At 62.5% G+C, this 14,058-nt stretch carries 7 protein-coding genes; all 7 read left to right on the top strand.

The genetic code is table 11. The features are described 5' to 3' along the window. The 7 genes from EPO50_RS26530 to glgB all read left to right on the top strand — a co-directional run bounded on the left by EPO50_RS26530 (position 1) and on the right by glgB (position 14,057). Positions 1–1,914 (top strand): AsmA family protein, encoded by a 1,914-nt coding sequence (locus tag EPO50_RS26530; protein ID WP_296349221.1) that lies wholly within the window; start codon positions 1–3, stop codon positions 1,912–1,914. A gap of 122 nt (positions 1,915–2,036) precedes the next feature. Continuing rightward, on the top strand, positions 2,037–2,363 hold the full coding sequence (locus EPO50_RS26535) for a hypothetical protein (protein WP_296349223.1): 327 nt from the start codon (positions 2,037–2,039) through the stop codon (positions 2,361–2,363). Positions 2,364–2,415: 52 nt separating this feature from the next. Next, positions 2,416–4,542 carry a VTT domain-containing protein gene (locus EPO50_RS26540; protein ID WP_296349224.1) on the top strand — a complete coding sequence of 709 codons (2,127 nt, stop codon included), beginning with the start codon at positions 2,416–2,418 and terminating at the stop codon, positions 4,540–4,542. Further along, positions 4,539–5,231 carry an endonuclease/exonuclease/phosphatase family protein gene (locus EPO50_RS26545; RefSeq protein ID WP_296349226.1) on the top strand — a complete coding sequence of 231 codons (693 nt, stop codon included), beginning with the start codon at positions 4,539–4,541 and terminating at the stop codon, positions 5,229–5,231. The genes EPO50_RS26540 and EPO50_RS26545 overlap by 4 nt, the downstream gene beginning before the upstream one ends. Positions 5,232–5,407: 176 nt before the next feature. Next, positions 5,408–8,557 (top strand): alpha-1,4-glucan--maltose-1-phosphate maltosyltransferase, encoded by a 3,150-nt coding sequence (locus tag EPO50_RS26550; RefSeq protein WP_296349229.1) that lies wholly within the window; start codon positions 5,408–5,410, stop codon positions 8,555–8,557. Continuing rightward, positions 8,554–11,850 carry a maltose alpha-D-glucosyltransferase gene (gene treS / locus EPO50_RS26555; RefSeq protein ID WP_296349231.1) on the top strand — a complete coding sequence of 1,099 codons (3,297 nt, stop codon included), beginning with the start codon at positions 8,554–8,556 and terminating at the stop codon, positions 11,848–11,850. The genes EPO50_RS26550 and treS overlap by 4 nt, the downstream gene beginning before the upstream one ends. Positions 11,851–11,867: 17 nt before the next feature. After that, a complete protein-coding gene (gene glgB / locus EPO50_RS26560; protein WP_296349667.1) occupies positions 11,868–14,057 on the top strand; it encodes a 1,4-alpha-glucan branching protein GlgB in 2,190 nt (729 codons plus the stop codon). Position 14,058: the final 1 nt, after the last annotated feature.

Consider the following 14,058-nt stretch of genomic DNA (forward strand, 5'->3'; position numbering starts at 1 on the left):
ATGAGGCGCATCGCTAAGGCGTTGGCCTGGTCGGCCGGCATTGTGCTGGGGTTGGCCGTAGTGGCGGCCGGCGCCTTGTATTTTGTTGCGACCTCTCAATGGCTTCGCGACCAGATTGAGGGGCACGCCAGCGACTATACCGGCCGCAAGACGCGCATCGCGCAGGTCACCTTCGAATGGGGCTCGACGACAAACGTGCGGTTGGACGGCGTCGAGGTCGCCAATGCCGAATGGGGTAAAGCCCCGCACATGCTGAAGGTCGAGCAGGTCGAATTCGACATCCGCCTTTGGCCCCTTTTGAAGGGTGATCTCGTACTTCCGCGCCTCGTGCTGCGCAAACCCCAGATCGAGATCGAGGTTGGTGACAAGGAGCAGCTCAATTGGAGCATGGGCGAAACCCCGGTGGCTACGGGAGCTGTCAAGGCGATCGAGCCGGACAATCGCTACGAGACGCCACTGATCGGCATGCTCGAAATCACCGACGGCATGCTCGGTTACCGCGACCCCAAGCGAAAGCTCGAGCTCGACGGTACCGTGTCGACGGCCACCGGCAAAGCGGGTGAGCAGGCGCAGGCCGAATTGGAGCTGAAAGGAAAGCTGGAGGGCCAACCGCTTAGCCTGCGTTTCGTTGGCGGCTCGGCACTGGCGCTGCGCGATACAGAGCAGCCCTATCCGGTCGATCTCGACGTCGTCTTCGGTGCGACCAAGCTCAAAGCCAAGGGTACGGTGCAGGATCCCTTCCAGTGGACGGGTGCCGATGTCGATCTCACCCTTCAAGGGCCGAACCTCTCTGACATCTACCCACTGCTGGGCATTCCCGGGCCGCCGACGCCTCCCTACGTTATCAGCGGCAAGCTCGAGCGCGAGCCCGGCCTCTGGAAGTTCGTCAAGTCGAAATGGCGTGTCGGCGAGAGCGACCTCACCGGTGAGGTGACGATCGATGAGCGCCGCAAGCCCGAGTTCCTGACCGCAAAGTTGGTCTCACAGAAACTAGTCTTTGAGGATCTGGCACCGCTTGTGGGCGCGCCGCCGGCTCGCAAGGCCAATGTCTCGGCCAAGCAGGCCCAGACACAGCAACAACTCGAGGCCAAGGGCGACCTCTTCCCCAACATCCCGCTACACACCGAGAAGCTGCGGGCCATGAACATGGACGTGACCCTGGACGCCAAACGGGTGGTCGCGCCTCCCTGGCTGCCGGTGCAGGCCCTCGCTTTCCGCGTCATGATCCAGGATGGCAAGGCAATGGCGAAGCCGCTTACCATGCGAGTACTGGGAGGCGGTGCGATAGCGGGCGAGTTGACCATCGACGCACGCGCCGACAATCCACGGGTTCGCGCCAACCTAGTGCTGACCGACATCGAACTGAAGAATTTCTTCCGCGAGTCGCGCTACTTCGACACCACGCAGGGCAAGGTGCACGGCCGTGTCGCGCTCGCCGGCAACGGCCGCTCGCTCGCGCAGGTGATGGGCTCAGCCGATGGCCACATGGCTTTTGCCTTTGGCGGTGGTTCGGTCAGTAGCTTGATGGTGAGCTTGGCCGGCTTGCAGATATTCGACGCACTTGTCCTCTATGTGACGGGCGACAATCGCATCCCGATCAAGTGCGCGGTGGGACGGTTGAACTTCCAGAAGGGCATGGTCACCTTCGATCGCACCCTGCTCGATACCCAGAAATCCGTGCTCTACGTCAGGGGGCAGGTTTCGCTGCAGAGCCAGACGGTGAAAGTCGAAGTAGACGCGGACCCTAAGAGCTTCGACCTACTCGACTTGCATGGCGCGGTCATGGTCGAAGGCAAGCTCCGCGAGCCGCGCATTGCACTGGGCCGGGTCTTTCCCCTTCCAACGCCGGTCTTCGGCTCAGCAAAGGACGTCCCCTGCGCCGATCTGACTCGGCAGCTTCTCGCTGCGCCATGACGCAAGGCTGATCCTGCCGCAGCACAAATCATGCAGCGGTTGTCACGCGTGCGCGTTCTTTGTTCATGAGTGCAGTTTCTTGGCCCGCTTTTCTCCTGTCACATGGCCACGCTGGTCATCTTGTGGTCGCTGTTGTGACGAGCGTTGGCGCCGACGAGGTGGGCTCGCTGCGTTTGCGCGCCATACGCGATCTCGTCAGTCGGGTCTTGCGCAGTTACGATCTGGCCGGCGCCTACTTGCTCACCGTGTCGCGAGCCAGTGGCTTCCCAGAGATCCTTTGTGTCTTCGAAGAGACGCAGGACGCAGACGTCTTCGCTGTGTCCGTGCACGCTGGGGCGACCGATCGCTATCCTGAATGGGCGACACAACGGACGTTCCGCCTGGATGAGGCGATGGAAGGTGCTCTGGCGGCCAGCCTCCTGAGCGATGGTGAAATCGACCAGCGTTAGGAAATCAGCGCCTGGGTAGGGATCGTTGCGCTTGGTTGCGCGTTAGACGAGAATGAATTCGGCCATCCTCCAGCCGGGCCGCACGGTATGGCGGATAGAACGTGCCTGTCGAGCTGCCGTCCTGGTTGACGGCGCGGCCTTTTTTGCGGCTGTACGCGAGGCTTTCCTCAAGGCCCAGCACAGTATCTTCATTGTCGGCTGGGACATCGACAGTCGCACGAAGCTTCAGGGCGACGAGCCGTTGGCCGATGGTCATCCCGCCAGTCTCGCAGCCTTCCTGGCCGATCTGGTGAAAGCCCGGCCTGATCTGAAGGTTCATCTCCTCCTCTGGGACTACTCCCTGCTTTATGCCCACGAACGTGAGCCCTTGCCGCGGCTCTCCCTGCAATGGCAGCTACCCGAGCAGGTCACCCTGTGCCTCGACTCAACTGTTCCTTTCGGCTCTTCGCAGCACCAGAAGCTCGTGGTGATCGACGATGCATTGGCCTTTTCAGGTGGTCTCGATCTTACTATCCGCCGCTGGGATACCCCGAAGCATGAACTCGACAATGCACGGCGTGTCGATCCTTCAGGTGAGCCCTATCGGCCGTTCCACGACATCCAAATGATGGTCGACGGCGAGGCGGCGCGTGCGCTGGCGCTGCTGGCGCGGCAACGCTGGTGTCATGCCAAGGGAGGCGAGCCCGCGATCGAGCCATACGGTGATCCCTGGCCGGACAGCTATCGGCCGGACTTCACCGATATCGGCATCGGCATTGCCCGCACTCAGCCACGCTACAACGGCGAGGCGGCTGTTCACGAGGTCGAGGCATTATTCCTCGACTCGATCAGCCATGCCGAGCGCTCGATCTATATAGAAAACCAGTTCGCGACCTCGCCCCGCATTGCCGCGCGCCTGGCGCTTCAGCTCAGGCGGCATCCGGCCCTTGAGGTCGTGATCGTGGCGCCCCGTAGCCACGATTCCTTCGTCGAGCGTCGCACCATGCGCAACGGCCGCATCCGTTTCTGGCGCACCGTAAAGGCCGCGGGTGGTGACAGGGTGCGACTGGTCTATCCGTCGGTGGAGCGGGACGGTCGCTCCACGCATACGATGATCCACTCAAAGATCATGGTGATCGACGACATCTTCCTGCGCGTGGGGTCGGCCAATATGAATAACCGATCGATGGGCGCGGACACCGAATGCGATCTCGCCGTGGAGGCAGTGAACGATGATGAGCGCGCGGCCATCGTGCGGATCCGTGATCGGTTGCTGGGCGAACATTGTGGCGTGCCGTCGGAAGAGGTGACGGCGGTATTGGCTGCTCATGGTTCACTTGTGCGCGCCGTCGACACCTTGTCCGCCGGTGGTCATCGTTTGCGGCCGATCGAGGACGGCCTCCCGGATCACAGCCTGTTTGCCCGCCTCGCAGAACGGGTCGCCGACCCCGTGAGGCCGCTGCGGCTCGGGCGCCTGGCTGGCCGCGTCCTGCCGCGTCTGGTCCTGCATGGTGGCCGGGTCTTGCCGCGTGGGCCGGCGCTGAAGCTTGGCCTCGCAGCCGCCTTGGTTGTCGCGCTGACACTTGCTTGGCAAATCACTGGCCTGTCTGGCTTGGCCGAGCCTGACCAGGTTGGCGACTTTCTGTCCGCTGCTCGTGGCGCACCGTGGGCCTTTCTATTCGTGATCGCGGCATTCCTAGTTGGCGGCGCAGTGGCATTCCCGGTCACTGTCATGATTGTTGCAACGGCTGCCGTGTTTGGTCCGTGGCTCGGCATGCTCTATGCCACCCTGGGTGCGGCGGCGAGCGCGCTCGTCATGTACGCGCTGGGTGATCGGTTCGGGCAGGAGGCGCTCGCAGGATTGCTGGGGGCACGCTGGGATAAGCTGCGCGCGCGGCTGCGCCGACGAGGCCTACTGGCGATGGTGGCGCTTCGAGTCGTGCCGATCGCGCCCTTCACCCTGGTAAATCTCGCTGCTGGCGCAAGTTCTATCCGTCCAGTCGACTTTGTTCTCGGTACCTTGATCGGCATGGGGCCAGGCCTAGTCGCCCTCTGCCTGATGGGCGACCGCATCGTGCGGGTCTTCACTCATCCCGTTCCCAGCGAGATCGCGCTATTGGCGCTCTGTGTCGCTGCCTGGATTGGCCTGTCTCTTGCCGCGCAGGCCGCCGTGTCACGTCTCGGAGGCGACGCCCCTTGAGTCGTGTCCGTGTGATGACCTGGAATATCCATGGCGCGCTCGGTCGCAATCCGCGCTTCGACCTCGATCGCGTCCTGGCCCTGGTGAAGCGCCATGCCCCCGATATCGTGGCTCTGCAGGAGATCGATTCGCGTCGGGTGCGCGAGGCTCACGTCGGCGATCCGTTCGATGTGCTGCAGGAAACACTGGGTAACCACGGCGTGGGCGCGCGCACGGTGATTACGGCGGATGGCGCCTACGGCCAGGCGCTGATCAGTCGTTGGCCCCTGACCAATACCGAGATCCACGATCTCTCGTATCCGGAGCGCGAACCGCGGCGCGCGATCTGTAGCGACGTCGCTACTCCTTATGGTCTGCTGCGCGTGATCGCTACGCATCTGGGTTTGAGCCTGCGCGAGCGCCACAGCCAAGCGGGCGCACTGCTCGGGATGCTGGGTGCATTGGACCGCCCGACAATCGCGCTCGGTGACTTCAATGACTGGCTCTGGGCAGGCTCCGTGCGTCGCAGCCTGGCGAGCGTCCTGCCGGGCTGCAGTCGCCACCGCACCTTTCCCTCGTGGCTGCCAATTTTCCAGCTCGATCGTGTCTATCTCTCACCGCCGGAAGCCCTGCTAAGCAGTCACACTGATCCCGAGGCGCGTGCGATCTCTGACCACCTTCCGGTCATCGTCGACATCGCTCTGCCCTAGGCGGCGTACCGCTCCGTTTGAGCGTGCTTGTTCCAACCACAGGACTTGGCCCCAATATCTAGTAAGTGCGCTCTGAATGCGGTTGTCGTTTATGCCACGTCAGGGAACCACTTCACCCGTGGCGTGTTGCTATTTCCATGAGGGAGCACGGCACCGCAGGGGCGACGGACGCCGATATGTCAGCCGCCGCCGGTGGGCGAGCATTGAATGTGACTCACCTCGATTTGCGCCGTCTGAACTCGCTACAAGACTTTGACCTTGCCGCACGGCGCGCCGCCGAAGTGGGCTCGAATTGCATCTGCCTCGGTCCGTTGTTCGATCTGGCACAACCGAGCGATCCGCTTCTGGTGGCCGATCACTCCCGCTCGTTGGAGTCTTGGGCGCAGGTTGGCTCTCCAGTGCAGGTCGTCGAGCAGCTCGCCCGGAGAAGCGACAGGCAGGGCCTCTCGTTATTCGTTGATATCGTGCTCGATCGTGTGGCCTGCAACGGAGCGTCAGCGCAAGGCCTCACCGGTATCTATCACCAGTTCCCGGGCCTCAATCCGCTCGATCCTCGGCACACCCGACGAGACGTCTTATCGGCCGTGCTGCGGGAGGGGGCGGAGAGCCGTGCCGCAGAATGGTGGGCAATGCACTTGGCGGCGCTCGTGAGTTCGGGCGCCCGGGGGTTTCGTCTTCTCGGCGTGGCTGATCTGCCGCGTCAAGCGCTGCGGCCGATCGTCAATGCGGTTCGCGCCAAGACAGCGTGCGACCTCTGGGGCTGGACGCCGGGGCTGGATTGGGCGCGGCATCGTGAACTGGCAGACGCCGGTCTCAGCGCGGTTTTTGCTTCGACCTGTTGGTGGGATGGCAGGGCCGGATGGCTCGTCGAGGAATATGAAGCCTTGCGGCGTATCGCGCCGGTGCTGGGCGTTGTCGCTCCACCTTACGAAGCAGTTTCATTAACGGCGGAGCGGCTGACCCGTAATCTCATGCTCGCGGCCGCCGCATCCCATGGTGTGTTCATGCCGGGGGGAGTAGAAGAGCCGTGCCAGACGAGGCGTGCTCACGCACTCGCAGACAAGCTGGCGTGCAAGCGCGTTACAGGCGAACTGCGAGCGCTCTCGGCTCCCGATGCTGCCGTCGCAATGTTCGTGCGCACCGATCGCGACGATGCGCGGCAAGCAAGCTGCGGAGTCGCCATCGCTGTCAATACCCAGTCAACACCTGCCGAGGTGTCGCTCGGCCTTGAGCCTTTGCCGCCAATGGCTGGCCTCGGGTTGGTGGCGATCGAGACGGAAGGGCCGTTGGCGCCTCGTCTATTGCAGCCTGGAGAGGTGTTGGTCGTCGAGGTTGCACCAACCGAGCCCGTGCGTGCGTCTCGCCGCAACGACAAACGAGACGCCAAGCTGGCGGCGGCTCGTTCTCCAGTCGCCATCGAACGTGTGAGTCCCGTGGTTGCGGGTGCCGGCTTTGCTGCGAAGCATATTGTTGGTCGGCCCCTGACCATCGAGGTCGATATTCTTGCCGATGGCCACGACGTGCTGGCTGCCGAACTGACATGGTGGTCCGCCGACAAACAGGACCGGTCGATCGTTCCGCTCAGATTGGTTGGCAATGATCGCTGGCTAGCGACGGTGACGCCAGGCCGCATCGGGCGCCACCATTTCTCCATTGAGGCGTGGCGTGATGAGTACGCCAGCTTATGCCACGCGATGGAGGTCAAGCATCGCGCTGGCGTCGATATCGCTGTCGAACTGAGTGAAGCTGATGCTTTCCTCCAGTCCCTCGGCGATATTGATCCCGCCATCACCGCGCTGGCTGCGGCCGCTCGTTCCGGAGCCGCGGATACCGCTGTCGCAGAACTGACCTCCCTGAAAGCGCGGACGCGCGTCGCCGCCGTCGCCGAACGCCACTTACCTGCGTACGAAGGACCCTTTGCCGTCGAGGTCGAGCGGCCTCAGGCAGAATTTGCCGCTTGGTACGAGCTCTTCCCACGCTCGATCACCGACAGTGCCGGCCGTCACGGCACGTTCGATGATGTCATTGCCACGCTACCGCGCGTGCGGGAAATGGGCTTCGACGTCCTCTACTTCCCGCCAATTCACCCGATCGGCCATACGAACCGGAAGGGCCGCAACAACAGTCTCTCCGCCGGCCCTGACGATCCGGGCAGTCCTTACGCCATCGGCAGCGAGGGCGGCGGTCACGACGCGATCCATACGGCCCTGGGCACGCCACAGGATTTCCGCCGCCTCGTTGCCGCGGCGCACGATCATGGCCTGGAGATCGCTCTCGACTTTGCCATCCAATGCTCACTCGATCATCCCTGGCTCCGGGAACATCCCGAATGGTTTCGGCACCGACCCGACGGGTCGATTAAATATGCCGAGAACCCGCCGAAGAAGTACGAGGACATCGTCAATGTCGATTTCTACGCCGACGGTGCGATTCCTGCTTTGTGGCTCGCCTTGCGCGACGTCGTGCTGCATTGGGTGGGTGAGGGCGTCCGCATCTTCCGCGTCGACAATCCGCACACCAAGCCCTTGCCGTTCTGGCAGTGGATGATCGGCGACATTCGCGGCCGGCACCCCGACGTCATATTCCTGTCAGAGGCCTTCACGCGGCCGAAGATGATGTATCGGCTGGCCAAAGTGGGGTTCTCTCAGTCTTACACCTACTTCACGTGGCGCAACGGCAAGCAGGAGATCATCGACTATCTGCGGGAACTCACGACGACCGAGGTCGTGGATTTCTTCCGCCCGCACTTCTTCGTCAACACCCCCGACATCAACCCCATCTTCCTGCAAAGCTCTGGCCGTGCCGGCTTTCTGATTCGAGCGGCCTTGGCCGCCACCCTGTCAGGCCTCTGGGGTGTCTACTCGGGCTTCGAGCTTTGCGAAGCGACCGCCCTTCCGGGGCGGGAGGAATACCTCGATTCCGAGAAATACGAGATACGGCCGCGCAATTTCGCGTCACCTGGCAACATCGTGGCCGAGATCACGCTGCTCAATCGGCTGCGCCGAACTTACCCTGCGTTGCACAGTCACCGCGGCGTGACGTTCTACAATGCCTTCAACGACCAAGTGCTCGTCTATGGCAAGCGGGAGCCCGGTGCCGACGACATGATCCTCGTTGCCGTGAGCCTCGATCCTCATGGGCCCCAGCACGCGAACTTTGAACTTCCGCTTTGGGAATGGAAGTTGCCCGACGATGGCGTGCTTCAGGTCGAGGACTTGGTTCGAGACGCGCGGTTCGCGTGGCAGGGCAAGATGCAAAGCGTGTCGCTCAACCCGGCCACTTTGCCATTTGCGATCTGGCGTCTTTCGTCGCGGAGGGCGGCATGAATGCACCGGTCACCGATGTCACCCTGCCGGTTGCTACCGATGCAAGTTGGTATAAGGACGCCATCATCTATCAGCTGCACGTGAAGTCGTTCTTCGACTCCAACAACGACGGCATAGGTGACTTTCCCGGCCTCATTTCGTGTCTGCCTTACATCGCCGAGTTGGGTATCAATACGATCTGGTTGCTGCCTTTCTATCCATCGCCCCGGAAGGACGATGGCTATGACATCGCCGAATACACCGCCGTCCATCCCGAATACGGCACGCTTGATGACGTGAAGCGCCTGATCGATGAAGCGCACCGTCTGGGTATCCGGATCATCACCGAACTCGTCATCAATCATACCTCCGATCAGCATCAGTGGTTCCAGCGGGCCCGTCTGGCGCCACCTGGTTCGAACGAGCGCGATTTCTATGTCTGGTCCGACAATGATCAGAAGTATAGCGGCACGCGTATCATTTTCGTCGACAGTCAGCGCTCGAACTGGACATGGGACCCGGAGGCCAAGGCCTACTATTGGCATCGCTTCTATGCTCATCAGCCTGATCTCAATTTCGACAATCCGGCAGTGCTCGAGGCTGTGCTGGGCGTTATGCACTTCTGGCTCGACATGGGCATTGATGGGCTACGGCTCGACGCCGTGCCCTATCTCGTGGAGCGCGAAGGCACCAACAATGAGAACCTGCCGGAGACGCACGACGTTCTGAAACGCATTCGTGCGGTGATCGACTCTTCCTATCCTGGTCGCATGCTGCTGGCCGAGGCCAACCAATGGCCGGAGGATACCAAGGAGTATTTCGGTCAGGGCGACGAATGCCATATGGCGTTTCATTTTCCGTTGATGCCGCGCATGTACATGGCGCTGGCGCGCGAAGACCGGTTTCCCATCACCGACATCATGCGTCAGACGCCGCAGATTCCCGACAACTGCCAGTGGGCGATTTTCCTGCGCAACCACGACGAACTCACCCTCGAGATGGTGACGGACTCGGAGCGGGACTATCTCTGGCAGACCTACGCCACGGACCGTCGGGCACGTCTCAACCTCGGTATCCGCCGTCGTCTGGCGCCATTGCTCGAGCGGGATCGTCGACGCATCGAGCTGATGAACTGCCTGCTGTTCTCAATGCCCGGAGCGCCGGTGATCTACTACGGCGACGAGATTGGCATGGGCGACAACATCCGGCTCGGCGATCGCGATGGCGTCCGCACGCCGATGCAGTGGTCCCCGGATCGCAACGGTGGATTCTCAAGGGCTGATCCGGCGGCACTGGCGCTTCCATCCATCATGGATGCGCTCTACGGCTACGAGACGGTCAACGTCGAGGCTCAGACGAAGGACGTGCATTCATTGCTGCACTGGATGCGCCGCATGATAGCCGTGCGTCGCACCCATGGGGTCTTCGGACGCGGAACTCTGCGCTTTCTGTATCCAAAGAACCGCAAGGTGCTCGCATATCTCCGCGAACTCGATGGCGAGGTCATTCTCTGTGTCGCCAATGTCGCGCGCTCACCCCAGGCCGTGGAGCTCGATCTCTCGGAGTTCGTCGGACGCGTACCCATCGAACTCAACGGCGGTTCGCTGTTTCCGCCGATCGGTCAACTCAGCTATCTGCTGACCCTTCCACCGTTCGGATTCTACTGGTTCATCCTGGCGAGCGAAAGCGAGGCGCCATCCTGGCATACGCCCGCGCCGGAGCCGCTGCCGGATTATGTGACCGTGGTGCTGCGTGCCCGACTGGCTGATGGCGTGCAAGCGATGGCGCCCGTTCTCGAACGCGAGGCGCTTCCTCCGTATCTCGCCAAGCGCCGATGGTTCGGTGCCAAGGACAAGCAGCTTCAGGCATCGCATTTCGCCTATCTGGCCCGCCTGCCGGGTGGGGAGGGGGATTTGCTGCTGGGAGAGATCGACGTGACGGCAGGTGGCGAGAACACTCGCTGGCTGTTGCCGCTCTCCGTGAGCTGGGAAGACGAACAGAGTGCAGCGCTGCCATCGCAGTTGGCCCTGGCGCGCGTGCGACGCGGACGGCGTGTCGGCCTCCTCACGGACGCCTTTGCCCTGCCGGAGTTCGCACGCGAGATGCTGACGGCGCTGGCTGCTGGCACGACTATCGAAGGGCCGGAAGGCAAGATCGTCTTCGAGCCGACACCAGACAAGATCGAGCTGTTGCAGCGACCGCCGGACGCTCCGGTTATCTGGCTATCGGCCGAGCAGTCCAATAGCTCGCTGATTGTCGACGATACCGCGATGCTCAAGATCTTCCGTCGTATCCAGCCCGGTGAGCATCCAGAAGCGGAGATGAGCCGGTATCTGACGAGCCAGAGCTTCGCCAATGCGCCGGCGTTGCTGGGTGAGGTGAGCCGCATCTCGCCCGACGGTCAGCGTCATGCGCTCGCCGTCGTGCAGGCGTTCGTGCGTAACCAGGGAGATGCCTGGACTTGGACGCTGAACCAGTTCCACCGCGGGCTCGACGATCTTGCCAGTCGCGAGGCCACCACGGAGTCGCGCGATGACGATATCGAGGACTACCATGCCTTCGCTGGCGCGATTGGCCGCCAGCTCGGTGCCATGCACCAGGTTCTGGCGCGGCCAACCTCGAACGAGGCCTTTTCGCCGCGACTGGCCGAGGCCGATGACGTCGCTGCATGGACGGAGAGGGCAGGTGGCCTCCTCAATCAGGCGATGGAGGTGATTGCCGATCGCAAGGGCTGGGAAAGCGAGACCGTCACGGCCGATGCGCAGCAGCTTCTCGAGCGGCGGGCGGAACTCAGTGAAGCAATGCGCCGGCTCGCCATGAGCGGGTTGGGTTCGATCATGACCCGCATCCACGGCGACTTTCATCTCGGCCAGGTTCTGGTCGCTAGCGCCGATGCCTACATCATCGATTTCGAGGGGGAGCCAGCGCGGCCGCTTGCCGAACGTCGCCGCAAGGCGAGCCCAATGCGCGATGTTGCGGGATTGCTGCGCTCGGTCGACTACGCTGCGGCAACCACGCTCGATCCCAAAAACTTCGTGGCCAATCGCGTCCCCGAAGCGCGCCGCCTACGGTTGGTGACGCGGTTACGCAAAGGGGCACAGCGCGCCTTCCTTGCCACCTATCGCCAGGCCGCGGCAGGGTTGCCTGGGATGGATCGCGGCGAGCTGCTCGACTTCTTCCTCGCCGAGAAAGCCGCCTACGAGATCTGCTACGAGGCTGCTAACCGACCGGCATGGGTCGCGATCCCACTGACTGGCCTGGCGCGCATCGCAGCCCGCCTCCTCAAGGACGCACCGCCAGGGGAAGCCGGATGAATGACTTAGGCCCCTCCATGGACCCGGCTCGCCGTCTCGATCGGCGCGCCGCCGAGGCGCTGGCTGCAGGGATCCATGGCAGGCCGTTCGAGGTCTTGGGCCCTCAGGATGGCCCCACAGGTCGGATCGTGCGTGCATTCCTTCCAGGCGCGAGATCGGTGGAGGTGTTGCGTCGCACTGACCGGCAGGCGATCGGCACTCTCCGTGCTGGCATCGTCGATGGTCTTTTCGAGGGGCCAACGGCGGATGCCTCTCCCTACCTTCTGCGAATCGAGTGGCCGGATGCGGTACAGGAAACGGAAGATCCCTATGCCTTTGGACTGCTTTTGGGTGACCTCGATCTGCACTTGTTCAACGAAGGGCGTCATTTCCATTTGGCCGACGCGCTGGGCGCCAACGTCGCGACCATCGACGGTGTGACCGGGGTACGATTCGCGGTTTGGGCGCCCGGCGCCGAACGCGTTGCTGTGATCGGCGACTTCAATTCCTGGGATCGTACCCGCCACGGCATGCGGCTGCGCTATCCGGCCGGTGTCTGGGAGATCTTCGTGCCCCGCGTGATGGCCGGAGCACCCTACAAGTTCGATATCGTAGGCGCCGGTGGCCTCCGGCTACCGGACAAGGCCGATCCGATGGCGCAGCAGGCCGAGCCAGCGCCGGCAACCGCGTCGATCGTCGCCTCTCCCTTTGAAGGCCGATGGACTGACCAGGAATGGATGGCGACACGCGCCGGCCGCCAATCGGCACAGGCACCGATCTCTATCTACGAGGTTCACGCAGGCTCTTGGATGCACCAGGCGTCCCATACCGAGCGGCCGCTCTGGGATTTCCTGGCCGAACGGCTGGTGCCCTACGTGGTCGACATGGGCTTCACCCATATCGAGTTGCTGCCCATCACCGAGCATCCCTTCGGTGGATCCTGGGGTTATCAGCCGCTCGGTCTTTTTGCGCCGGCGGCACGATACGGTCCGCCGGACTCCTTTGCCCGCTTTGTCGACGCTGCACACCGCGCCGGCATCGGGGTCCTGGTCGACTGGGTGCCAGCCCACTTCCCGACTGACAGCTATGGTCTCGCGCGCTTCGACGGTACGGCGCTCTATGAGCATCTTGATCCGCGCGAGGGCTTTCATCGCGACTGGAATACCTACATTTACAATTTCGGCCGCCGCGAGGTTCAAGGTTTTCTGATCGCTAGCGCACTGCATTGGCTGGAGCGTTTCCACGTCGACGGACTGCGCGTCGATGCCGTGGCTTCGATGCTCTACCGTGATTATAGCCGGCCCGCCGATGACTGGATTCCCAATGTCTATGGCGGACGCGAGAACCTCGAAGCGATTGGCTTCCTGCGCCATCTCAACGCGGTGGTCGCCGAGCGTTGCCCAGGCGTGATCATGGTCGCCGAAGAATCGACAGCATGGCCTGGCGTCACATCTGCGCCACCCGGCGGGCTAGGCTTCAACTTCAAATGGAACATGGGCTGGATGCACGACACGTTGGAGTACATCGAACGTGAACCTGTGCATCGCGCCTTCCATCATCACGAGCTGACGTTCGGCCTCCTCTATGCCTTCTCGGAAAGGTTCGTCCTCCCGATCTCCCACGACGAAGTTGTGCACGGCAAACGTTCTCTAGTCGCCAAGATGCCGGGCGACCGCTGGCAACGTTTCGCCAATCTGCGTGCCTATCTTGGTTTCATGTGGGCGCATCCTGGCAAGAAACTGCTCTTTATGGGGTGCGAGATCGCACAGGAGCGCGAATGGAACCATGACGCGTCGCTCGACTGGCATCTCCTTGACGACATGGCGCATGCAGGCGTGCAGCGATTGGTCCATGATCTAAACGGTCTCTACGTGAACGAGATTGCGCTGCATGAGCGCGATGCTGATCCCGCGGGCTTCGCCTGGCTGGTGGGCGATGACCATGCAAACTCTGTCTTTGCCTTTCTGCGCTCCTCTTCATCCGGGAAGGCGCCTGTTCTTGTCGTTTGCAACATGACCCCTCTGCCACGCCACGGCTACCGCATCGGCGTGCCATGCACGGGGCGCTGGCGCGAGATCGCCAATACCGATTCGCGCTTCTATGGCGGCAGCGATCTCGGAAACGACGGCGTGGTCCATGCCATCGAACAGGCTTCACACGGTCATCCGCATTCCCTTCAGCTCACTCTGCCGCCACTCGCGACCGTGATGCTGCGCTGCGAGGACTGAC

The sequence above is a fragment of the Reyranella sp. genome (assembly GCF_004297405.1).
Classification (GTDB): domain Bacteria; phylum Pseudomonadota; class Alphaproteobacteria; order Reyranellales; family Reyranellaceae; genus Reyranella.

Excerpts from the sequence above, each read along its gene's own strand:
- EPO50_RS26530 (WP_296349221.1), top strand. The coding sequence starts at position 1 with ATGAGGCGCATCGCTAAGGCGTTGGCCTGGTCGGCCGGCATTGTGCTG.
- EPO50_RS26540 (WP_296349224.1), top strand. The coding sequence starts at position 2,416 with ATGAATTCGGCCATCCTCCAGCCGGGCCGCACGGTATGGCGGATAGAA.
- EPO50_RS26550 (WP_296349229.1), top strand. The coding sequence starts at position 5,408 with ATGTCAGCCGCCGCCGGTGGGCGAGCATTGAATGTGACTCACCTCGAT.
- treS (WP_296349231.1), top strand. The coding sequence starts at position 8,554 with ATGAATGCACCGGTCACCGATGTCACCCTGCCGGTTGCTACCGATGCA.
- glgB (WP_296349667.1), top strand. The coding sequence starts at position 11,868 with ATGGACCCGGCTCGCCGTCTCGATCGGCGCGCCGCCGAGGCGCTGGCT.